Here is a 20,970-nt window from a genome sequence, read left to right as displayed (position 1 = left end):
GGCTCGCACCCCGAGCCCCTCGATGAGGAGAGCGTCACCTTGACCCAGACGATGAACAAACCCCACCAGCGCGCCAACTCCGGCGTGACTTTCGACTTGGAGGCCCTCGGCGCCTCGATCGCCGCCTTCAACCAGGGCGCTCAGCTCGGCGCCGACCCCGTCGCCACCCTCTACCCCCGTCGCCGCGCCGACTGGTCGCTCTTCTCGTGCGGCCTGCGCGACGCCGAGATCGAGGCGCTGCGCTCCTACCTCTTCCCCTACAGCGAGCTGCCCAGCGCCCCGGACGCCAAGCCCATCCCCACCCGCAACTTCATCGCGGGCGAGTGGCGCCTGCCCTCGAACGGCAAGATGGTGACGCTGAGCACCCTGTACGACAAGCGCATCCCCTTCGCCGAGGTGCCCGACTCGCAGCCCGAGGACGTGGAGCTCGCAATCTCCTACGCCTACGACTTCTGGAGCTCGCTCGAGTGGTCTGACGAGGTCGTCAGCTACCGCAAGTTCGTCGTCAGCAACTTCTCGCGCCTCTTCGAGTACTACTACGAGGAGATCATGCGCGAGATCCGCAACGAGATCCCCAAGACCCGGCTCGAGGCCGACAAGGACTACTGGGAGGCCAAGCGCTCGGCCGACCACATCGGCGGCAACGCCGAGAAGGCCATGATGGGCGAGCTCGTCCCCCAGATGGCGGACGGCCAGTCGTACTGGAAGAACCCGTACCTGCCCGCCGGCGTGGTGGCGCTCATCACCCCGATGAACTTCATCTACGGCATCCCGGTCATCCAGCTGATCGGCGCCTACATGGCCAATGCCCCCTTGATCTTCAAGGGCCACCCCTACGGCGCGGTCTCCAGCACGGTCATGATCCGCATGCTGCTCGCGGCGGGAGCGGATCCCCGCGCGGTCCAGAAGCTCGAGGGCTTCGGCTCGGGCATCGCGAGCCTCGGGACCGACCCGCGCATCGCCGTGGCGTCGCTGACGGGCTCCGAGCAGACCGCCAAGAACATCCAGGCCGGCCGCGGCATCCGCACCCTCAAGTTCGAGGGCGGCGGCTGCAACTGGAGCTGGATCGACGACGGCTACTCGGACGAGGAGCTCCAGCGGATCGCCGTGCGCCTCACCTACTCCAAGCTCGGCTTCAGCTCGCACAAGTGCACCACCCTGCACGGCATCGCGGCCTCGCCTTCGACCCTCTCCAAGGTGATCGGCTACGTCAACGCCGAGATGGACCAGTGGGAAGTCATGAACCCCGCCTTCACCGACAAGACCAAGGTGATCGGCCCCAACATGGTCCACCAGGCCCAGACCGTCACCAACATCCGCGAGGGCGCCAGGGCCGCCGGCCTCGAGATCCTGCGCGAGGGCGGCAAGGTCGAGGGCAGCGCCTACGCCGACCACGCCGAGGTCATCGCCCCCTTGATCGTCAAGGTCAAGCCCGACTCCATGGTCAAGGCCGACTGGGACGGCAAGGGCGAGATCGAATTCCCGATCGCGACCACCGAGTTCTTCATGCCGATCCTGTGCGCGATGGAGCTTCCGAGCTTCGAGGACTTCCTCAAGTTCTCGCTCCTGACCAACCCGCACGACCTGGCCTGCTCCATCTGGACCCGCGACGACCGCAAGATCCAGAAGGCCCGCAAGGTCATCGCGGGCATGCTCAAGGAGAACGACGGCACCGACTCGGCCCTCGAGTGGGAGGAGTTCGGCGCGTCGGGCATCGGCGGCTCGGGCAACACCGGGGTCGGCGACGCCGCGGCGACCATCGCCATGTTCTGCCGCCGGCAGAAGGGGCGCCACGTCGTCTTCTAGTCCATGCGATCGCGTGCGGCCCGGGCATTCTGCCCGGGCCGTTTTCCTTGGAACGCAGCCAAGGAGCGAGGCTTGCCGACGCGGGCGGCATCGACGAAGATCCTCGTTGCGGTCGCTGAGAGGAAACGAGGAGGCGATGGGCAAGAAGCAGGGCAAGACCACCTTCCTCGGCGCGGCCCCCGATGAGGGCACCGCGCGCCGGGAGGCGTGCCCCCCGCTGAGCGAGAATCGCCTCGCCATCCAGTACGCCACGACCCGGCTGCTCGCGGACGCCGAGACCCTCTCGGAGGCCGCCCCCACGCTCCTGAAGGCCATCGCCGAGCACCTGGACTGGCAGCTCGGCAACCTTTGGCTCGTCGATCCTTTCGGCCAGGTCATGCAGTGCGAGGAGAGCTGGCGCCTTTCGTCGCTCGAAGACAGCGACTTCGTGAAGATCACCCGCGTCTCCTCGTTCACCAAAGGCACCGGGCTACCCGGCCTGATCTGGCAGACCGGCAAACCCGCATGGTTCCCGGACGTCGAGCACGACCCCAGGTTCCCCCGCCGCGACGCCGCGACCGCGAGCCGGTTGCACGGCTCGTTCGGCTTCCCCATCGTCGGCGGCGGGGAGGTCCTCGGGGCCATGGAGTTCCTGAGCCAGCAGGCCAGAGAGCCCGATCCGGGGGTGATGAAGCTGATGGCCAGCATCGGCGCCCAGATCGGGCAGTTCATCCTGCGCCGACGCGCCGAGCAGTCGTCCCGCAACCTGGCGGCCATCGTGGAGGACAGCGAGGACGCCATCGTCGGCGTCGGCCGAAACGGCACCTTCATCACCTGGAACAAGGGGGCAGAGCGCCTCTTCGGCTACACCGCCAAAGAGGCAATCGGGCAGCCCATCTCGCTGGTGGTGCCGCCCGAGGGCGGCTATTCGGCCGCACGCATCATCGAGCGGCTCGAAGAGGGCGAGCACATCCCCCACTTCGAGGGCCAGCGGATGTGCAAGGGAGGCGTGCGCCTCGACGTCGCCATCTCCTTCTCCCCGGTGCGCGACACCCAGGGCCACATGATGGGCTACTCGGCGATCTACCGGGACATCAGCGAGCGCAAGCGCTTCGAGGCGGAGCTCAGCGCCAAGAATGCCGCGCTCGAGGAGCAGGCGCTCCTCAAGAGCAGGTTCCTCAACGCCATCAGCCACGACCTGCGGATCCCCCTGACCTCGATCATCGGCTACGCCGAGTTCCTGGAGGACGGGCTGGGGGGGCCCTTGAGCGCAAGGCAGCGCGAGTTCGTCACCGAGATCGAGAAGAGCTCGCAGCGCCTGACCTACCTGGTCGACAACCTTCTCGACACCGCGCGGCTCGAGGCCGGGAGCTTCACGCTCAAGCTGGAGACGCTCGACTTCGCGGCCCTGGCCCGCGAGGTCGAAGCAAGCCTGCGCCCGCAGGTCGAAAGGGCCAAGCTGATGCTCACCCTCTCCCTGCCGCAAGCCCCCATGCCGATGCGGCTGGACTCGGAGCGCATCGGCCGGGTGCTCATCAACCTTCTCAACAACGCCATCAAGTTCACCCCGCCCGGAGGCCACATCCGGCTCGAGGCCATGCCGAGCGACGGCGGCCTGTACTGCGAGGTGGTGGACACGGGCGAAGGCATCGCCGCAGAGGACATCCCCAAGCTCTTCAAGCGCTTCAGCCAGCTTCCGTCGGGTGCCCGGCGCGGGGGATCGGGGCTCGGGCTCAGCATCGTCAAGGACCTGGTCGAGGCCCACGGGGGGACCGTCGGGGTGAAAAGCTCGCCGGGAGAGGGGAGCCGCTTCTGGTTCACCCTGCCCGCCGCGCCACCCGAGCACTAGAGGGGAGAAGTGGGCATGGCTTACCTGATTCCGCACAACGAGCCGGCCATCTCGGTGACCCTGGATCTGCACGAGGCGCTGCTCATCGTGGACGCCCTGATGGAGCGCCGCAAGGAGCGCTTCGGGCAGCCCTTCCCGGATGGCGCCGAGGTCTCCTTCGAAGAGCTGGTGGCCGCCGTCGGCACCGAGGAGGACGCCGAGGACTTCCTGGCGATGATGGAGATCGAGACGGCCCTGATCGACACCCTCCAGGTCTTCGAGGAGCCCGCGGAGGAGGAGTAGGAGGCGGCCTGCGGGGTGGCGCCGGGGGCGCGATCGCGCTATGGTAACTAATAAGAAGGCATCCCCCTCAGGCCGTGAAAGGAACCCCATGAACGAGCTCGTGCCCGGCGCCCTGCAGACGCGCGACTACATCGACAAGGAAGAGCGCTTCGGCGCCCACAACTATCACCCGCTGGATCTGGTCATCGAGTCGGGCCAGGGGGTCTGGCTCTACGACGTCGAGGGCCGGCGCTACATGGACTTTTTGAGCGCCTACTCGTCGGTCAACCAGGGCCACTGCCATCCCCGCATCCTGGAGGCCCTGAAGAGCCAGGCCGAGCGCGTCACCATCACCTCGCGCGCCTTCCGCAACGACCAGCTGCCCCTGCTCTACGAGGAGCTCCACGCGCTCACCGGCTTCGACCGCGTGCTGCCCATGAACACGGGCGCCGAGGCCATCGAGACCGCCATCAAGGCCGCCCGCAAGTGGGGCTACAAGGTCAAGGGCATCCCCGAGAACCAGGCCGAGATCGTGGTCTGCGCCAACAACTTCCACGGGCGCACGACCACCATCGTCGGCTTCTCGACCGAAGAGAGCTACAAGGACGGCTTCGGCCCCTTCACCCCCGGCTTCAGGATCGTGCCCTTCGGCGACCTCGCCGCGCTCGAGGCGGCCATCACCCCCAACACCTGCGCCTTCCTGATCGAGCCCATCCAGGCCGAGGCGGGAATCTACGTCCCGCCCGCGGGCTACATGGCCGGTGTGAGCGAGCTCCTCAAGAAGCACGACGTCCTCTTCATCGCCGACGAGATCCAGACGGGCCTCGGCCGCACGGGCAAGCTGTTCGCCTACGAGCACGAGGGCATCCGCCCCGACGTGCTGGTGCTGGGCAAGGCCCTCTCGGGCGGCTTCTACCCCGTCTCGGCCATGCTCGCCAGCGACGAGGTCATGGGCGTGTTCCAGCCCGGCCAGCACGGCAGCACCTTCGGCGGCAACCCGCTCGCCTGCGCGGTGGCCCGCGCCGCCCTCTCGGTGCTCACCGACGAGGGGCTCGTCGAGAACTCGGCCAAGCTCGGCGACTACTTCATGGACAGGCTGCGGTCGATCAAGAGCCCGCACGTCAAGGAGGTCCGCGGCCGCGGCCTCTTGATCGGCATCGAGCTCAACAAGCCCGCCCGCGTCTACTGCGAGCGGCTGATGGACGAGGGCCTGCTCTGCAAGGAGACCCACGACACCGTCATCCGCCTGGCCCCCCCGCTCATCGTGAGCAAGGAAGAGATCGACTGGGCCCTCGAGCGCCTCGACAAGGTCCTCTCGGCCTAGGAAAAGCCACCAAACGTCGTGGGCGCCCCGGATTGGGGCGCCCACGACGTTTTCGCTTCAGATGACCATGACCTCTTCGAGGCCGTGGGCCCCCTCGCCCTCGAAGCGCTCGATCCCGAGCGCCGACACGTCGATGCCCGGCGTCTGGCCGAGCGCGAGCTGGGCGACGACCTCGCCGCAGGCCGGGCCGTGCATGAAGCCGTGGCCGCTGAAGCCCGCCGCCACGATGGCGTTGCGGAAGCTGGGCAGGTGACCGACGATCGCGTTGTGGTCCGGGGTGACCTCGTAGAGGCCGGCCCAGGCGGCGTTGATCGACGCCTCCTCGAGGCGGGGGATCCGGTTGAAGGCCGCCTCGGCCATCTGCACGGTGAAGGCCTCGTCCACGGTGGTGTTGAAGCCGGCGGGCTCGGCCTTGTTGGCCAGGCCGAGGAGCATCCCGCCCGACTCGGGGTGCATGTAGATCCCCGTCCCGTTGTCGACCATCATGGGCCAGCGCGGATCGATCCAGGGCAAGGGGGCGGTGGTGATGATCTGGCGCCGCACCGGGACGACGGGGATGTCCACGCCGAGCATCCGGCCCAGCTCGCCCGTCCAGGCGCCCGAGGCCAGGATCACCGTGTCGCAGGCGATGTCGCCCTTGGCCGTCTTGACCGCCACGACGCGATCCCCCGCCGTCTCGAAGCCGATGACCGGCCGCTCCACGTGGATGCCGACGCCGAGGGACCGGGCCGCCTTGAGATAGGCCTGGTGGAAGCCGTGCGGGTCGGCGAGGCCATCGATGGCGCAGTAGTTTCCGCCCAGCACGTCCGAGACCTGGAGCTCGGGGCACAGCTCAAGGACGCGGTCGGGCCCGATCAGCTCGACGGGCACGCCGTGCGCGCGCTGGAAGGCGGCCGCCGCCTGGGAACGATCCCAGGCCTCGGGGGTGGTGGACATGAAGAGGTAGCCGACCTGCCGGAACTCGACGTCGGCGCCCATCTCCTCGGCGAAGCGCTCGAAGTGCGCGATGGAAGCGAGCGAGAGCTTGATGTTCACCTCGCTGGAGAACTGGGCCCGGATGCCGCCGGCGCACTTGGCCGTGGATTCCATGCCGAAGAAGAGCTCCTTCTCCAGCAGGACCACGTCCTTCATGCCCATGCGGGCCAGGTGGTAGGCGGTCGACGCCCCGATGATCCCTCCGCCGATGACGACGGCCTGCGCGCGTTCCATCATTCTCCTCGCTTGTTCACGTTGCGTCTCGATTGTAGCAGCCCCCCGCTCAGAGCGGGAAGCGCTGAGCCTCGCTGACGGTGATGGCCGTGACGTTGACGATCTCGTCCACGTCCGCGCCGTGCTGCAGGACGTTCACCGGCTTGGCCATGCCCATCAGGATGGGGCCGACCGCGGCCTCCGCCCCGCCCATGCGGTGCAAGAGCTTGTAGGCGATGTTGCAGCTCTGCAGATCCGGGAAGATCAGCACGTTGGCGTCCCCCTGGATGGCCGAGAAAGTGAAGGGATCCGCCGAGGGGGGATGGACGGCGGTGTCCGCCTGCATCTCGCCGTCCACCACCACCGTGGGCAGCATGTCCTTGGTCAGCTCGGTGGCCCGCTTCATCTTGAGGGCCGAGGGGTGGGTGGAGCTGCCGAAGTTGGAGAACGAGAGGAAGGCGATGCGCGGCTCCACCCCGAAGAAGCCCGCCGTCGCGGCGCTTCCCACCGCGATCTCGCAGAGCTGATCGGCGGTGGGCTCCAGGTTGACCGTCGCGTCGGAGAGGAAGAGCAGGCGATCCTTGAAGACCAGCACGTAGATACCGGCGACGATGGAGCGATCGCTGCGGGGCCCGATGATCTGGAGCGCCGGCCGGATGGTCTCCGAGTAGTCGTAGGTCAATCCCGAGACCAGGCCATCCACCTCCCCGCACTTGAGCATCATGGTGCCGAAGTAGTTGGACTGGTGCATGAGCCGCGAGGCGTCCTGGAAGGTCACGCCCTTGCGGCTGCGCTGCTCGAACAGCAGCTGTGCGTAGCGGTGCCGCGCGGGCTCGTTGTGCATGTCGACGAGCTCGGCGCCTTGCAGGGTCAGGTTGAGGCGCTCGGCCACCAGGCGGATCTTGACCGGGTCGCCGAGCAGTACCGGCTGCGCGATGCCCTCGTCGAGCATGATCTGGGCGGCGCGCAGGATCTTCTCCTGGTCCCCTTCCGGGAAGACGATGCGCTTGGGATCGCGCTTGGCACGGTTGGTGATGAAGCGCATCAGGGCGCGGCGCTGGCCGAAGCGCTTCTCCAGGCTGTCGCGGTAGGCATCGAAGTCCTCGATGGGCGATCGCGCCACCCCGGTCTCCATGGCGGCCTTGGCGACGGCCGGGGCGACCCACAGGAGGGCGCGCGGGTCGAAGGGCTTGGGGATGATGTAGGAGGGGCCGTACTCCAGGTGCTTGGACGAGTACGCCGCGAGCACCTGGTCGGGCACGTCCTGCTTGGCGAGATCCGCCAGGGCGTGGGCCGCGGCCAGCTTCATCTCGTCGTTGATCGAGCGGGCCCGCACGTCCAGGGCCCCGCGGAAGATGTAGGGGAAGCCCAGCACGTTGTTGATCTGGTTGGGGTAGTCGGAGCGGCCCGTCCCCATCAGGATGTCGGGGCGGGCGGCCTTGGCCTCCTCGTAGGTGATCTCGGGCTCGGGGTTGGCGAGGGCGAAGAGGACGGCGCGCGGGGCGAGGGTCTTGACCATCTCGGGGGTGACCACGCCGCGGGTGGAGAGGCCCACGAACACGTCGGCGCCCACCATGGCCTCGGCCAGGGTGCGGTGGGGCGTGTCCGCCGCGAGCTCGGCCATGTAGGGGTTCATCCCCACCGTGCGGCCCCGGTAGACCACCCCGTCCTTGTCGGCCATCACGAGGTTCTCGCGCCGCACCCCCAGCTTGACGAAGAGGCGCGCGCACGAGATGGCGGCCGCCCCGGCGCCGCAGAAGACGACCTTGGCCTCCTCGATCTTGCGGCCGGTGATCTCGAGGGCGTTCAAGAGGGCCGCCGAGGTGATGATCGCCGTGCCGTGCTGGTCGTCGTGGAAGACCGGGATGTCCATCTCGGCCTTGAGGCGCTCCTCGATGACGAAGCACTCGGGGCTCTTGATGTCCTCGAGGTTGATCCCCCCGAAGGTGGGCTCGAGGGACTTGACCGTCTGGATGAAGCGCTCGGGGTCCTTCTCGTCCACCTCGATGTCGAAGACGTCCAGGTCCGCGAAGCGCTTGAAGAGAACGCCCTTGCCCTCCATCACGGGCTTGCCCGCCAGAGGACCGATGTCGCCCAGGCCCAGCACCGCCGTGCCGTTGGTGATGACGCCGACCAGGTTGCCGCGGGCCGTGTACTCGTAGGCCGCCTCGGGGTCCTGGACGATGGCGCGGCAGGGTTCGGCGACGCCGGGGGAATAGGCGAGGGACAGGTCGCGCTGGGTGAGGCAAGGCTTGGTCGCAACGACCTCGATCTTGCCCTTGCGACCTCGCGAGTGGTACTCCAGGGCATCGCGTTTCAAGGGAAGGCTCTCTTTCTATTGGCTGGAAATCAATTATAGCGCGGTTTTCCGCGAAGAAACGGAGGCCCCGCTCGAAATCGAGCGGGGCCTCCGTGATTAGGGGGTCACCCCCGGCCTAGGACTTGAGGAACCAGGCCGCGCCCTTGGTGTAGAAGAAGGCCACGACCAGGACCATGACCGTGATCGTCATGCCGAAGGCGAGCGACCCCACGATGCTCTCGGCGATGAACGGGGTGATCGTCATGCCGCCCACGACCTTGTCCGTCAGGGCGCCGACGCCCGCGCCGTACAGGCCGATGGGCACGAGGACGGCCGCGACGATGGCCACGGTCCACGCGATGGTCGCCTTGAGGGCGCCCTCCATCCAGGAGCGCATGGGGCGCTGCTTGAAGGCGAGACCGAACCAGAAGGAGCCCATGAAGGTGAAGAGGACCGTGAAGGCGTAGAGCAGGACGAGCTGGCCCGTCGCGCCGGGATACCAGTATCCGTTCACGAGGTGGCCGAAGCCGGCTGCAGACGAGGCGAGTGCGAGCATCATGGCGAGAAGTTCACTCCTTAGGAATCGAGAAAGATTGCGGCATTGGGGCGCCGGTCGCGGCGAAGGACAAAGCCCTCGTTCGCTTCCTGCGACATTCTACCACAGCTCGCAAGGTTAGATCCCCCTGCAACGAATCGTTACGGCAGCGGCCGAACCGCGATCGCCCCGCCGGGGGCCGGACACGCCCCCACGCACTGCCCGCACCCCACGCAGCCCAGAGGCACCACGATGGGCAGGCCATCCCGCGAGACGATCGCCTCGTCTGCGAGCGGGCAGGCCTCCACGCAGGCCGCGCAGGCCGTGCCGGAAAAGGCCAGGCAGCGATCCGAGGCGATCTCGGCGCGGCCCATCCCCATGCTCGCGCTCGAAAGGGCCCCCGGCTCGCAGGCGGCGATGCAGGGCGCATCGACGCACAGGATGCAGGGCGAGCGCGCCACGTCGAAGAGGAAGGGGGTGCCCTCGGCGGCCGCCTCGCCTCGCCCCGCCACCTTGATGGCGAACGCGGGACATGCGGCCGCGCAGGCGTCGCAGCGGGTGCAGGCCGCGAGGAAGGCGGCCTCCGCCAGGGCGCCGGGCGGCCGCAGCACGGCGCGCCTCGGCGCCTCGATCGGCGCCTTGGGAGACAGGCCGAGCCACGCCCCGAACATCATGCCGAAGCGCTGGGTCAGCTCTTCAGCCCCCTGGCGGACGAAGGCCTCGCGAGAGAGGGGATCATCACTTTCCATGCCCCAAGGATACCAAACGACTGGCCGAAATGGCGCATCACCGGCCCGCTTCGAGGGGAAAAGCGGCGCTTGTCAACGGCGTGAAGCTATATTAAGTTGCCGGCATCATCGACGAAACTCCCCAAGGGAGTGGAAAGGAGGCTCAGGATGGAACGGGACTACCATCGCCCGGAGGCCGACGCGCCCACGGCGACCGACGTGGACCTCGACATCCGCCGCAACATGCTCCTGGCGCGGAACGTGACCACCGCGCACCCCGAGATGGTCGAGAACATGGCGGTCACCCGCTACGAGAAGGTCGAGCCCTTCGGCAACGACCTGGTGCACTGGGGATCCATCTGGGGCGGGTTCTTCGCCTACCTCGCCTGCGCCACGATCCTCTCGGCGCTCGCGATCGCCGCTCGGGCCATCAACCCGGCGCAGCCCGCCGCGACCATCGGCTTCACCGTCGGGGCGATCATGCTCGTCTCGACCTTCGTCGGGGCCCTCTTGGCGGGCTGGACCTCCAACCTGCGCTCGCGCTACCCGGCGGCGGTCAACGGCATCATCTACGCCTCGCTGGTGATGACCCTGCCGCTGCTCTTCGGCCTGTTCACAGGGGCCATGGCCGCCAGCGCGACCACCGGCGCGGTCGCAGGCGCCCAGGCGACCCAGGGTGGCGTCTTCGTGCCGGGCGGCCTCGCGCTGGATCCGCGGACCCTCAGCATGCTCGCCGGCCAGGTCGGCTGGTTCTCGGTGGGCTCGATCCTGCTGCTCGCCGTCGGCGCCGCCGGCTACCTGGCGGGTGTGCGCAGCCACATGAACGACCTGGGGCTCATCCCCCACGCCAAGCGGGCGAAGTGAGGCACTGGCCCCTGGCCGTCTGGCCGGGGGCCTACTTTTCCGGTGGAACGCACTAGGCCAATGCTTCGCATTTTGTTACAATTCCCGCGCGAGGCGCATCGAGAGGAGGCTCCGCATGCCCTTCAACCTCTACAACGCGATCGCCGCGGCCCTCTGGGCGACCACCGCCTTCACCGGCTTCATGACCCTGATGCTCGCGCTGGGGTTCGTCCACATCGACTTCGGGCGTCTGCTCGGCGGCATCTTCATGCCCAAGATCGACCGCAATGCCGCCACGGTGGGGCTTTTGATGCACCTCGCGGTCGGGGTGATCTTCGGGCTGGTCTACGCCGGCCTCTTCGCCTACCTGGGCCTGAGCGGCGTCCTCTGGCTCGCGGCCTTCGTGGGGACGGGCTTCGGCATCTACCACTGGCTCCTCTCGATGCCGCTCATCAGCATCGGGCGAAAGCTCAACCCCCACATCCGGGAGGGCCAGGAGGCCGACCCCGGCATCTGGGGGATCCACTACGGCCCCCAGGAGGCCTTCGTGCGGCTCATCGGCCACTTCCTCTACGGCGCGGTGATGGGCTTCTCCTACGTGGCGATCGCCATGCTCAACGGCTCGATCCATGGCGAGGCCTACGGCGGCAACGGCAGCGCCATCCTGCTCGCCTTGATCCTCTACGGGGCCGTCACCTACCTCTACCTGACCACGGTCCCCTCGCAGGCGGCGACTGCCCACTTCGCCTTCGAGGCGACCGAGCCCGCCGAGCGCGAGCTGATCCGAGCCGGGCGCGCCGAGCTTCGCGCGCGCTACGAGCGCGGCGAGATCACCTGGGACGAGTACCAGCACCTGCGCCGGCAATACGCCTCGGAGCCCTGACGGCTCGAGACGCAACGCGAAAGGAGGCCCCTCCATGCCCGTGGCCGTCTCTTCCGGCAACTGGCTCCAGGCCAACGCCGCGATCTTCTTCTTCGGCGTCGGGATGGTGCTCTTCGCGGCCCTGGTCTTCGGGCTGGTCATCTGGACCACCCTCAAGTACCGCGCCCCGCTTCACGAGGAGGAGTTCGTCGCCACCGAGCCCGAGCCCCCGCGCCCCGAGCCGGAGACGCCGACTAGATGATTCGCCGGGGCTTGGGGGTGGGCATGGTGCCCGGCGCGGGCGGCACCTTGAACGGGTAGTCCGGGTCGTCCATCCGAACCTGCCCGATCAGGGCGCCGTAGGCGGCCTCGAGGTCGAAGAAGGACGGGGAGGCCTCGAGGCTCGAGCGGCCCGTGCGCCGAAGCTCCTGCGCCCACGACTCGACCTGCTCCGCGTAGGCGATCTCGCTCTCCTGGGTGCGCATGGTGCGGCCGTTCGGTGCCTCCATTGCTCGCGCGCCGGCTGCGAGCCGCCGGGCCTCGTTCGCCAGGGTCCGGCTGTCGCGCGACGGGGCGAGCTGCATCTCGCGGACCCGCCGGTGAAGGGCCTCGTACCGCGCGAGGGTCGGCCGGTGCCCCCGGTAGAAGTCGAGGGTGGTGTCCCACTGGCGCGAGGCGGCGCTGCGCATCCAGAGCCCGCCCGCGATCACGCAGGCGAAGATGCCGACGATGACGAGCTTGCCGTTGTTCATTTCGTCCCCTCGGCCTTCTCCAGGGCGAAAGCCACCGTCAGCTCGGGCGCCGAGCTCGGCAGGCCCGGCGAAATCACGAAGTCGAGCGGCACGAGCTTGCTCTCGCCCGGCTTGAGGACCACCTCGGCACGGGCGAAGCCCCCCAGCACCTTGAAGGCCTTCGCGGCCTCGGCGGGCTCCACCTTGAGGGTGGCCCTCAGGCGCAGCGGCTCCTTCGTAAAGTTGGTGAGGCGGTAGGGGATGCCGCGAGCCTCCCCCAGCCTGACCCTGAGCGCGGGGCGGGCGGGGCCGAAGTCCAGGGGGATCCCGGCCTCGACCGTCCCGCGGAAGTGGACGTTCACCTCGCGAACCCCGGCCCCGGCCGAGGGGCAGAGGGCGCCGAGCGCGACGCACGCGAGCAAAAGGGTCCTGATTCTCATGGCTAGCCTCCGTGGTGCGTGGCGACGAGCGCGAGGCGCGCCAGCTCGTCCACGAACAGCAGCACGAACAGGATCAACAGGTAGAAGATCGACTGGATGAAGAGCTTCTTCGCGGCGGCATCGGTCTTCTCGCGGTAGAGCCTGAAGGCCCCCGCCGTGAAGCTCGCCCCGAGCCCCAGGGCCCCCACCAGGTAGATCGCCCCGCAGGCCTTGGTGGCGTAGAGGGCGAGGCTGGTCGCGACCAGGAGCACGGTGTAGACCAGGATCTGGAGGCGGGTCGAATCCTCGCCCGCCACCACCGGCATCATGGGCACCCCGGCCTTGGCGTAGTCGATGCGCCGGTAGAGGGCGAGCGCCCAGAAGTGCGGCGGGGTCCACATGAAGACCACGAGGAACATCAGCCACGCGGGGAGACCCACGGTCCCGGTGATGGCCGCCCAGCCGATGAGCGGCGCCATGGCGCCCGCTCCCCCGCCGATGACGATGTTCTGCGGCGTCCGGCGCTTCAGCCACACGGTGTAGACCAGCACGTAGTAGACGATCGCGGTCAGGGCCAGGCCCGCCGACAGCCAGTTGGCGAAGAGGCCGAGCAAAAGGATCGAGAGAGTGCCCATGGTGAGACCGAACGCCAGGGCCTGGTTGGGCCCAACGGTGCCCGCGATGATCGGGCGGTGGCTGGTGCGCTCCATGAGCCCGTCGATGTCGCGGTCGTACCAGTGGTTGAGGACGCTCGCCGCTCCGGCGGCCATGGCGGTGCCCAGCAGGGCCACGACCATGAGGCGCGGCGAGGGGAAGCCGTTGCCTGCCATGAGGATGGCGGGCAGGCCCGTCACCAGCATCAGCATGACGATGGTGGGCTTGGTGAGCTGGTAGTAGTCGCGAAGGACGGCGAAGGCCGACGGTCGCGAGGTCGCCTGGACTGCGCTCATCGGGCCGGGGCCTCCTCGCGCGGGGCCTGCGGCGCAGGCGCCGGTAGCCCGGCGCCCCGGTGATGGAGGGCGAAGTTGAGGGCCACCAGGCTCGCCAGGATGGCCTCGGCCAGGCCGTTGTGGGCGGCCGCGAGCTCGACCGGGATCTTCAGCAGGACGTTCGCGATGCCGAGCGCGATCTGCGCGCACACCATGCCGAAGACCAGCCGGATCCCCAGCCGGACGCGGGGGCCCGAGGCCTTGAAGCCCACGACGAAGAGCCCCAGGGCGATCAGGGTGACGGCGTAAGCCCCGTAGCGGTGGATCATGTGGAGGCCGATGAACCCGGTGAGCGGCGGGAACCACATGCCCTGGCAGGTCGGGAAGTCGGGGCAGGCCCATGACGCGTAGTTGGAGGCCACCAGGCCGCCCAGCAGGATCTGGCCGTAGACGGCGACCAGAGTCACGCCCGCGAGCCCCTTGAGCCCCCTGGGCTGCTCCGAGGCGGGCGGCAGGTCCTTGGCCGCGACCAGGGAGACCCCCGCGATGGCGATCAGGGTCGAGAAGAGCAGGGTGCCGATGCCCAGGTGCATGGTCACGACCAGGGGCTTGAGCAGCTTGGTGACGGTCAGCGCCCCCAGGGTGATCTGCAGGCCGAGGATCCCGACCGCGATGAGGGCCAGCTTCCAGAGGCGCCGGCGAAGGGCGGGATCCACGACGATCCAGACGAGCATGATAATGAAGAGCATGCTGACGGTGCCCGCGACCAGGCGATGGAGCCACTCGTAGATCACCCCGCCCTCGAAGGTGGGGATCCACTTGCCGTTGCAGAGGGGCCAGTCGGGGCAGGACAGGCCCGCCCCCATCAGGCGGGTGACGGCGCCGAGCAGGATCAGGCAGTAGGTCAAGACGACGATGCCCACGCTCAGCGGGCTGAAGCGTCGAAAGGTTTCAGAAGGACTTGGCAAGGGATTCTCCTTCGGGTGACCGGGACCGCGCAGGCCTCAGGAGCGACTACTTGAACACCGAGTGGAAGAGGATGCCGCGGGTGAAGTAAGCGAGCAGCAACATGCCGGCGATCAGGCCGAGCATGACCAGGCCGAGCATGCGGTTCTTCGCCTGGTAGGCGGTGACGTGGGCCTCTTCGGTGACCATCGGGATCTCCTCGTATCAGCTAGCCCGGCTGCCTTGAAAGGCGCTCGGGCTTGAGGGCGAACAGGGTGTACTGCAGGGTGATGGTATCGACCTTGGCGGCAATCGCGGGGTCGACCCAGAAGCTCAGGGGCATGATCCGGGTCTCGCGCGGCTTGAGGGTCTGCTTGGTGAAGCAGAAGCACTCGAGCTTGTGGAAATTCTTGTCCTCGAGTGGCGGCGTGACGCTGTGGACCGCCTGGAAGTCGAAGGGATGGTCGACGAGGCTCTTGAAGCGATACTTCACCTCGCGGGTCTCGCCGACCCTGACGACGACCCGCTCCTCCAGGGGCTCGATGGTGGCCGGGGTGCCCGCGGTGGTGATGCCGACGAACCGAACGATGACCGTGCGATCGCCGACCCCCGCGGAGACGTTGGCCAGGTTCGGGCGCTGGGGGGCGTTGCCCACCCCGAACTTGATGCAGATCATCCGGTAGAGCGGGACCAGCGACCATGCGAAGAGGGTCATCCCCACGACGACCAGGCCCAGCAGCTTGAGGGTCTTGCCGTTCTTGGCCTTGATCGCCTGGTGGTGAAGCTCGTCGGTGTGCATCGCGGGTCCCTGCAAGTGCTATCGGATGGTGGGAATGACGTCGAAGTTGTTGTCCGGGGGCGGCGACGAGACCGTCCACTCGAGGGTGTTGCCCCCCCAGGGATCGTCGCCGGCGGTCTTGCCCTTCTTGAGCGAGACGAAGACGTTGTAGATGAGGATGAACTGCGCCACGCCCAGCACGAACGAGCCGATCGACTCGATCCCGTTGATGGTGGCGACCTCGCTCAGGTGCGCCGAGTAGGTGTAGTAGCGGCGGGGGATGCCCATGATCCCGAGCACGTGCATCGGGAAGAACGTGACGTTCATCGCGACGATCGTGAGCCAGAAGTGCGCCAGGCCCAGCTTCTCGTCGAGCAGCTTGCCGAACATCTTCGGGAACCAGTAGTAGATGGCCGCGAAGATCCCGAGCATGGAGCCTGCGAACAGCACGTAGTGGATGTGGGCGACCACGAAGTAGGTGTGGGTCAGCTGGACGTCGACCGGCACCGAGGCCAGGAAGATGCCCGATAGGCCGCCGATGAGGAAGAAGGCCACGAAGGCGATCGCGAACAGGGCCGGGATCGTGAAGCGGATCTGGCCGCCCCACAGGGTGGCCACCCAGCTGAAGATCTTGATGCCGGTGGGCACCGCGATCAGCATGGTGAGGAACATGAACACCATGCGGATGCTCACGGGCAGGCCCGTGGCGAACATGTGGTGCGCCCAGACGACGAAGCCGAGGACGCCGATGGCGACCGACGAGTAGGCGATGGCCAGGTAGCCGAAGATGGGCTTGCCCGAGAAGACGGGCAGGATCTCGGAGATGATGCCGAAGGCCGGCAGGATCATGATGTAGACGGCCGGGTGCGAGTAGAACCAGAAGAGGTGCTGCCAGAGCAGCGGGTCGCCACCGTGCTCGGGGCGGAAGAAGGAGGTGCCGAAGTTGCGGTCGAAGAGCAGCATGGTCAGGACGCCGGCGAGGACCGGGGTCGCGATCAGCTGCAGCCAGGACTGGACCAGCACCGTCCAGGCCATCAGGGGCATCTTGTGGAGCCGCATGCCGGGAGCGCGCATGTTGAGGATGGTGACGATGAAGTTGATCGCGCCCATGATCGACGAGACGCCGACCACGTGCAGGCCCAGGATCCACATGTCCACGCCGCGCCCCGGCGAGAAGAAGCCGCCCGAGAGCGGGGGATACTCGGTCCATCCCGCCGCCGCCGCGCCGCCCAGCAAGAAGCTGGACATCATCATCATGGCGCCGAAGGGCAGCATCCAGAAGGCGATGGCGTTCACCCGGGGGAAGGCCATGTCCCGCGCGCCGATCATGATGGGCACCGTGTAGTTGGCGAAGCCGACCAGCAAGGGAATGACCGCGAAGAAGATCATGCCCGAGGCGTGCATCGTAACCATCTGGTTGTACTGGTCGGGGGTGAGCAGGGTATTGCCCGGGAAGAGCAGCTGCGCCCGCACCAGAAGGGCGAACAAGCCGGCGAGCATGAAGAAGAAGAACGCCATGAAGACGTACATGATGCCGATCTTCTTGTGATCGGTCGTGGTCAGCCACTTCATCCAGGTGGGCACGGTGGGGGCGTGCGGGTGCACGCTCGCGGATTGGGTGCTCATCGAATCAACTACCTCTCAAGCCTAACGCAGGGCTCTGACCTGGTCGGGGGTCTTTATCGGGGCCTCGGCGACGGGGATCGTGACGCTGGGCCTGGTCTCACCCTCGGAGAGGTCGTAGGTGGCGGGGATCACGCCACCCTTTTCCTTGATCCATGCCTGCCACTCGGCGTCCGGCAGCGCCCGGACCTTGGTGGTCATCTTGGCGTGCAGGGTGCCGCAAAGCTGGCGGCAGAAGCCCTCGTGCTCGCCGGGCTCCTTCACGTAGAGCCAGCCCTCGTTGATGTGGCCGGGGATGGCGTCCATCGAGAAGCCCAGGGCGCTGACGCCCCAGTTGTGGACGACGTCCGCCGACGAGACCAGGACCTTGACGACCTTGTTGGCAGGCAGCACCAGGTCCGCGTTCGAGACGGCGACCTTGTTGTCGGGGTACTTGTACTCCCAGAACCACTGGTGGCCGACGACCTGGATGGTCAGGTCGGGCTTGGGCGCGTTCTCGACGTACTTCATGGTCTTGTAGGTCGGGATCGCGATCGCGATCAGGATGATCGCGGGGATCACCGTCCAGACGATCTCCAGGGCGGTGTTGCCGTGGATCTGCTGGGCCTTGCCGCCCTCGCGGGCGCGGAAGCGCACCAGGACGAAGGCCATGGCGACCCAGACCCCGATGAAGATCACCGTGGTGATCCAGAAGATGAGGTTGTAGACCCCGTCGACCCGGTCGGCGATCGAGGTCGCGTTGACGACGCCACCGACCGCCTGGGCGGGGAGCGCCGACATGCTGGCGGCCAGGGCGCTCACCCCGACGACGAGATTACGTGGCAATGGCCATCGAACTTGCACTGCTTGCCTCCAAGTAAAGGGCGAATACTGCGGTGACGGGGGGCGGAGCATCTAACGAAACTGTTCCATCAAGCCGCCCCCGGCGGCCAGTGGTCGTAACATGCCTGGTGTTGTTAGGTGCTCTTAGCCCCGGAGATTGTAGAGTGGGACGTACAGGACCACGAAGAAGAGGATGAGCCAGACCACGTCCACGAAGTGCCAGTACCAGCCGGCACCCTGCAGGGCGAAGTGGTCGGTCTTGGTGAAGTCGCCCTTGATGGCGCGCACCAGGTTGACCAGGATGAAGATCGCGCCGACGATCACGTGCAGCCCGTGGAAGCCGGTGAGCATGAAGAAGGCCGCGCCGAGCTGGCCGTCGGTGATGCCCAGGTGCATGTGCCGCCACTCGTAGGCCTGGCCCGAGATGAAGATCGCGCCGAGCGCCAGGGTGATGGCGAGGCCCGTGACGAGGCCCTTGCGGTTGTCGCGCATCAGGGCGCTCTCGGCGTAGGTGTAGGTGAAGCTGCTGATCACCAGGATCACGGTCTGGATCGCGGGCAGCAAGAGCGACTCGATGACCTCGGGCGTGCCCTCGGGGGGCCACACCTTGGCGCCCGCGCTGGTGTAGAAGTAGAAGCCGAAGAAGGCCGCGAAGAACATGATCTCCGAGGCGATGAAGAGGATCATCGCGAGCTTCATGTCCTGGCCGGGCTTGTGGACGGCAGAGGCGGCGTGGGCCGTCAGCAGGGTGTGGGTGTTGGCTTCCTTGATGAGGTCGCGCCACCAGCCGATCGTACCGAGCAGCGTCACGATGGTGCCGATCATCAGGATCGCATAGCCGATGGCCTTGAAGCTGAACGAAAGAGCCAGGCCGAACGCCAGCAGCACGATCCCGAGGGCCGCGACCGGCGGCCAGGGATTCGTGTCGACGTGCGGGTGATCGAGGGGCCCCCGATCGTGGGCGGATTGGTTCACGCGTGCGTCTCCTTCGTGCTATTCCCGGTGCTTTGCGGCGGATGTGACGCGTCGCCGAGGTGCGCGTTTGGCGTCGAAGCATCCGTATTTTTCCCGGGATCTTAGCACAACCCTTGATTAGCTGCCCACAAAAATCGGAAAACTTACGTAGTTTTTCCCGATGCATCTCGGAGCTATCCGTGGAAATTGCGTAGAGGCAAAAGCGACCGGGGGTGCGTGTTACAATGAGCCGTCAGCAGATCGACGCGCAGAACCGCTGGATCTCCGGAAAACGCGATCGCCCGGAAAGGCCTTCCATGGAAAAACGCACCATCCTCGTCCTCTTCGCCACGCTCTTCTGCGTGATGACGGGCTTCGGGATCATCATCCCGGCCCTGCCCTACCTGACGGTCGACGTCTTCAAGCTCGACTCGCGGGCGGTGGGGCTTCTGCTGGCCTCCTACTCGGCCATGAACGTCCTGTGCGCCCCCTTCTGGGGCCGCCTCTCTGACCGGGTCGGGCGCAAGCCGGTCCTCTTGGTGGGCCTCGCGGGACTCGCGGTGTCGTTCGTGATCTTCGGGTTGGCCCACGAGACCTGGGTGCTCTTCGCCTCGCGCGTCGTGGGCGGCGCCTTCGGCGCGGCGGCCCTGCCGACGGCCATGGCCTACGCCGGGGACGTCACCACCGACGAGTCGCGCGCCAAGGCCCTGGGGATGCTCGGGGCAGGCCTCGGCCTCGGGATGGTCGTGGGCCCGGCCCTGGGCGGGATCGCCGGCGGGATCGGCGGCCACAACCCGAGCCTGCCGTTCTTCGTGGCGGCAGGCCTGACGGTCCTCACCGCCCTCTTCGTGGCCCTCGCCCTCCCCGCCCGCCAGCCCTCGGGGGCCGAGCGCCTCGGCCTCTTCGAGGCCCTCAGGACCACCGGGCTGACCCTGTGGCCCCTCTACCTGCTCTCCTTCATCCAGATGCTCGCCTTCACCAACATGGAGGCGACCTTCGTGCTGTTCGCCAAGGACCGCTTCGCCCTCACCATGACCCAGGTCGGCCTGATGTTCATGGCCATGGGCCTGGTCTCGGCGGGCTTTCAGGGCGGCGGGGTCGGCAAGCTCATCACGCGCTTCGGCGAGGCGACCATCACCCGCGCCGGGTGCGCGGTGCTCGGCGTCGGCTTCGTCCTCACGCCGCTCGCGCAGACCCCCTCGCAGCTGCTGGGGGCCTTCTGCTTCTTCGGGGTGGGCTCGGCGCTGCTGCGCACCTCGCTCTCGACCGGCGTCTCGCGCGGGGCCTCGGCTGGGCAGGGGACGGCCATGGGGATCATGCAGAGCAGCGAATCGCTCGCCCGGGTCTTCGGCCCCGCGCTCGGCGGCGTCCTGTACTTCATGGCCCCCGGCTTGCCCTACCAGGCGGGTGCGGCCGTGATGGTCGTCGCGCTGGCGCTCGCCTTCCTCACCATGAAGGGCCGCGCGCACGAGCGCACCACGACCTAGCCGCTCTTCGGCACCAAAGAAACGAGCCCCGGAGCGTCGCTCCGGGGCTCGTGCCCTGTCAACGAGGAAGCCTCAGCGCGAGCCCGAGGTCCGCGTGCCGATCTGCGCCCAGATCAAGGAGATGGCCTCGAGCATCAGGATGCCGTTGCGATTGCCGGGCTGAGCCAGGAGGCACAGCCGCCAGCGACGCTCGAGGGCCAGGAGATCCTCCGGGCTGTACGCCCGGGGGTCGAGGCGCAGGATGAGCTGCCTGAGGTCCAGGTCCAGCGCCTCGGCAAGCTGCACCAGCACGAAGATCGAGGGCTGGTTGATGAGGTTGTGCTCGAGCTTGACGAGGTAGGTGGCGTTGATGCCGGTGCCGGTCTGGAGCTGCAGCAAGCTGAGCCCCTTCGAGATCCGGGCCTGATTGAGGATGAAGCCCAGGGACTGGGAGTTACGGGCCTGGTGCCAGGCGGTGATGAGCTGGGAAGGCGAATCGGGAACCCAGGTCGCCGCCTCTTTGCCGGCATGGCCGGCTTGCCAAAGGGTGCGGATGGCACGAAACAGAGAGGCTAACCATTTCACCATGTCGGGAACCGTCCTTCTCTCTCAGGCACAATACATAGAAC

The 20,970-nt window shown here is 67.5% G+C and carries 22 protein-coding genes; 8 read left to right on the top strand and 14 right to left on the bottom strand.

What is annotated here, in order from left to right; all coding sequences use genetic code 11:
- The first annotated feature begins 39 nt into the window (after positions 1 to 39).
- From V6D00_05455 to rocD, 4 genes are all read left to right on the top strand, one after another.
- Entirely contained in the window at positions 40 to 1,806 is a 1,767-nt protein-coding gene (locus tag V6D00_05455; protein ID HEY9898608.1) for an aldehyde dehydrogenase family protein, read from the top strand.
- A 136-nt stretch (positions 1,807 to 1,942) separates the two neighbouring features.
- Positions 1,943 to 3,634, top strand: a complete 1,692-nt coding sequence (locus V6D00_05450; GenBank protein ID HEY9898607.1) for an ATP-binding protein — start codon at positions 1,943 to 1,945, stop codon at positions 3,632 to 3,634.
- Positions 3,635 to 3,649: 15 nt separating this feature from the next.
- Complete coding sequence (locus V6D00_05445; GenBank protein HEY9898606.1) at positions 3,650 to 3,916, top strand: hypothetical protein; 267 nt, start codon at positions 3,650 to 3,652, stop codon at positions 3,914 to 3,916.
- A gap of 88 nt (positions 3,917 to 4,004) precedes the next feature.
- On the top strand, positions 4,005 to 5,219 hold the full coding sequence (rocD, locus tag V6D00_05440) for an ornithine--oxo-acid transaminase (protein HEY9898605.1): 1,215 nt from the start codon (positions 4,005 to 4,007) through the stop codon (positions 5,217 to 5,219).
- 57 nt (positions 5,220 to 5,276) lie between these two features.
- Here rocD and V6D00_05435 read toward each other — a convergent pair whose 3' ends face one another.
- From V6D00_05435 to V6D00_05420, 4 genes are all read right to left on the bottom strand, one after another.
- Positions 5,277 to 6,428: an FAD-binding oxidoreductase gene (locus V6D00_05435; GenBank protein ID HEY9898604.1), complete on the bottom strand. Its 1,152-nt coding sequence runs from the start codon at positions 6,426 to 6,428 to the stop codon at positions 5,277 to 5,279.
- Positions 6,429 to 6,477: 49 nt separating this feature from the next.
- Entirely contained in the window at positions 6,478 to 8,727 is a 2,250-nt protein-coding gene (locus V6D00_05430; GenBank protein ID HEY9898603.1) for an NADP-dependent malic enzyme, read from the bottom strand.
- Positions 8,728 to 8,842: 115 nt separating this feature from the next.
- Complete coding sequence (locus tag V6D00_05425) at positions 8,843 to 9,265, bottom strand: hypothetical protein (GenBank protein ID HEY9898602.1); 423 nt, start codon at positions 9,263 to 9,265, stop codon at positions 8,843 to 8,845.
- A 137-nt stretch (positions 9,266 to 9,402) separates the two neighbouring features.
- Complete coding sequence (locus V6D00_05420; protein HEY9898601.1) at positions 9,403 to 9,990, bottom strand: hypothetical protein; 588 nt, start codon at positions 9,988 to 9,990, stop codon at positions 9,403 to 9,405.
- A 147-nt stretch (positions 9,991 to 10,137) separates the two neighbouring features.
- Here V6D00_05420 and V6D00_05415 point away from each other — a divergent pair, with 147 nt between their 5' ends.
- The 3 genes from V6D00_05415 to V6D00_05405 all read left to right on the top strand — a co-directional run bounded on the left by V6D00_05415 (position 10,138) and on the right by V6D00_05405 (position 11,936).
- Positions 10,138 to 10,833, top strand: a complete 696-nt coding sequence (locus tag V6D00_05415) for a hypothetical protein (protein ID HEY9898600.1) — start codon at positions 10,138 to 10,140, stop codon at positions 10,831 to 10,833.
- A gap of 115 nt (positions 10,834 to 10,948) precedes the next feature.
- Complete coding sequence (locus V6D00_05410) at positions 10,949 to 11,695, top strand: hypothetical protein (protein HEY9898599.1); 747 nt, start codon at positions 10,949 to 10,951, stop codon at positions 11,693 to 11,695.
- 34 nt (positions 11,696 to 11,729) lie between these two features.
- Positions 11,730 to 11,936 carry a hypothetical protein gene (locus V6D00_05405; protein ID HEY9898598.1) on the top strand — a complete coding sequence of 69 codons (207 nt, stop codon included), beginning with the start codon at positions 11,730 to 11,732 and terminating at the stop codon, positions 11,934 to 11,936.
- Here V6D00_05405 and V6D00_05400 read toward each other — a convergent pair.
- The 9 genes from V6D00_05400 to V6D00_05360 form a co-directional block, all read right to left on the bottom strand.
- Entirely contained in the window at positions 11,929 to 12,426 is a 498-nt protein-coding gene (locus V6D00_05400; protein ID HEY9898597.1) for a hypothetical protein, read from the bottom strand. The genes V6D00_05405 and V6D00_05400 overlap by 8 nt on opposite strands.
- Positions 12,423 to 12,845, bottom strand: coding sequence for a cytochrome c oxidase assembly protein (locus V6D00_05395; GenBank protein ID HEY9898596.1), 423 nt, complete (start codon positions 12,843 to 12,845; stop codon positions 12,423 to 12,425). The genes V6D00_05400 and V6D00_05395 overlap by 4 nt, the downstream gene beginning before the upstream one ends.
- Before the next feature lie 2 nt (positions 12,846 to 12,847).
- A complete protein-coding gene (locus V6D00_05390; protein ID HEY9898595.1) occupies positions 12,848 to 13,774 on the bottom strand; it encodes a heme o synthase in 927 nt (308 codons plus the stop codon).
- Entirely contained in the window at positions 13,771 to 14,721 is a 951-nt protein-coding gene (locus V6D00_05385) for a COX15/CtaA family protein (protein ID HEY9898594.1), read from the bottom strand. Before V6D00_05385 ends, V6D00_05390 begins: the two co-directional genes overlap by 4 nt.
- Positions 14,722 to 14,767: 46 nt before the next feature.
- Positions 14,768 to 14,908: a hypothetical protein gene (locus tag V6D00_05380; GenBank protein HEY9898593.1), complete on the bottom strand. Its 141-nt coding sequence runs from the start codon at positions 14,906 to 14,908 to the stop codon at positions 14,768 to 14,770.
- 19 nt (positions 14,909 to 14,927) lie between these two features.
- Positions 14,928 to 15,497 carry a cytochrome c oxidase assembly protein gene (locus tag V6D00_05375; GenBank protein ID HEY9898592.1) on the bottom strand — a complete coding sequence of 190 codons (570 nt, stop codon included), beginning with the start codon at positions 15,495 to 15,497 and terminating at the stop codon, positions 14,928 to 14,930.
- An 18-nt stretch (positions 15,498 to 15,515) separates the two neighbouring features.
- Positions 15,516 to 17,102 carry a cytochrome c oxidase subunit I gene (gene ctaD, locus V6D00_05370; protein HEY9898591.1) on the bottom strand — a complete coding sequence of 529 codons (1,587 nt, stop codon included), beginning with the start codon at positions 17,100 to 17,102 and terminating at the stop codon, positions 15,516 to 15,518.
- A gap of 21 nt (positions 17,103 to 17,123) precedes the next feature.
- The gene (coxB, locus tag V6D00_05365; GenBank protein HEY9898590.1) at positions 17,124 to 17,924 is read right to left on the bottom strand and encodes a cytochrome c oxidase subunit II; all 801 of its coding nucleotides are present in this window, start codon (positions 17,922 to 17,924) and stop codon (positions 17,124 to 17,126) included.
- A gap of 141 nt (positions 17,925 to 18,065) precedes the next feature.
- Positions 18,066 to 18,896 (bottom strand): cytochrome c oxidase subunit 3, encoded by an 831-nt coding sequence (locus tag V6D00_05360; protein ID HEY9898589.1) that lies wholly within the window; start codon positions 18,894 to 18,896, stop codon positions 18,066 to 18,068.
- A 296-nt stretch (positions 18,897 to 19,192) separates the two neighbouring features.
- Here V6D00_05360 and V6D00_05355 point away from each other — a divergent pair, with 296 nt between their 5' ends.
- Entirely contained in the window at positions 19,193 to 20,362 is a 1,170-nt protein-coding gene (locus V6D00_05355; GenBank protein HEY9898588.1) for an MFS transporter, read from the top strand.
- Between the two features lie 72 nt (positions 20,363 to 20,434).
- Here V6D00_05355 and V6D00_05350 read toward each other — a convergent pair whose 3' ends face one another.
- Positions 20,435 to 20,929: a helix-turn-helix domain-containing protein gene (locus V6D00_05350; protein ID HEY9898587.1), complete on the bottom strand. Its 495-nt coding sequence runs from the start codon at positions 20,927 to 20,929 to the stop codon at positions 20,435 to 20,437.
- Positions 20,930 to 20,970: the final 41 nt, after the last annotated feature.

The sequence above is a fragment of the Pantanalinema sp. genome (assembly GCA_036704125.1).
Classification (GTDB): domain Bacteria; phylum Cyanobacteriota; class Sericytochromatia; order S15B-MN24; family UBA4093; genus JAGIBK01.
Note: the sequence above shows the minus strand (reverse complement) of the source record. Positions and strands in the feature narration are given on the sequence as shown.

Excerpts from the sequence above, each read along its gene's own strand:
- V6D00_05380 (HEY9898593.1), bottom strand. The coding sequence starts at position 14,908 with ATGGTCACCGAAGAGGCCCACGTCACCGCCTACCAGGCGAAGAACCGC.
- V6D00_05415 (HEY9898600.1), top strand. The coding sequence starts at position 10,138 with ATGGAACGGGACTACCATCGCCCGGAGGCCGACGCGCCCACGGCGACC.
- V6D00_05405 (HEY9898598.1), top strand. The coding sequence starts at position 11,730 with ATGCCCGTGGCCGTCTCTTCCGGCAACTGGCTCCAGGCCAACGCCGCG.
- V6D00_05445 (HEY9898606.1), top strand. The coding sequence starts at position 3,650 with ATGGCTTACCTGATTCCGCACAACGAGCCGGCCATCTCGGTGACCCTG.
- V6D00_05425 (HEY9898602.1), bottom strand. The coding sequence starts at position 9,265 with ATGATGCTCGCACTCGCCTCGTCTGCAGCCGGCTTCGGCCACCTCGTG.
- V6D00_05410 (HEY9898599.1), top strand. The coding sequence starts at position 10,949 with ATGCCCTTCAACCTCTACAACGCGATCGCCGCGGCCCTCTGGGCGACC.
- V6D00_05390 (HEY9898595.1), bottom strand. The coding sequence starts at position 13,774 with ATGAGCGCAGTCCAGGCGACCTCGCGACCGTCGGCCTTCGCCGTCCTT.
- V6D00_05400 (HEY9898597.1), bottom strand. The coding sequence starts at position 12,426 with ATGAACAACGGCAAGCTCGTCATCGTCGGCATCTTCGCCTGCGTGATC.
- V6D00_05420 (HEY9898601.1), bottom strand. The coding sequence starts at position 9,990 with ATGGAAAGTGATGATCCCCTCTCTCGCGAGGCCTTCGTCCGCCAGGGG.
- V6D00_05450 (HEY9898607.1), top strand. The coding sequence starts at position 1,943 with ATGGGCAAGAAGCAGGGCAAGACCACCTTCCTCGGCGCGGCCCCCGAT.
- rocD (HEY9898605.1), top strand. The coding sequence starts at position 4,005 with ATGAACGAGCTCGTGCCCGGCGCCCTGCAGACGCGCGACTACATCGAC.
- V6D00_05395 (HEY9898596.1), bottom strand. The coding sequence starts at position 12,845 with ATGAGAATCAGGACCCTTTTGCTCGCGTGCGTCGCGCTCGGCGCCCTC.
- V6D00_05375 (HEY9898592.1), bottom strand. The coding sequence starts at position 15,497 with ATGCACACCGACGAGCTTCACCACCAGGCGATCAAGGCCAAGAACGGC.
- V6D00_05350 (HEY9898587.1), bottom strand. The coding sequence starts at position 20,929 with ATGGTGAAATGGTTAGCCTCTCTGTTTCGTGCCATCCGCACCCTTTGG.
- ctaD (HEY9898591.1), bottom strand. The coding sequence starts at position 17,102 with ATGAGCACCCAATCCGCGAGCGTGCACCCGCACGCCCCCACCGTGCCC.
- V6D00_05435 (HEY9898604.1), bottom strand. The coding sequence starts at position 6,428 with ATGGAACGCGCGCAGGCCGTCGTCATCGGCGGAGGGATCATCGGGGCG.
- V6D00_05355 (HEY9898588.1), top strand. The coding sequence starts at position 19,193 with ATGGAAAAACGCACCATCCTCGTCCTCTTCGCCACGCTCTTCTGCGTG.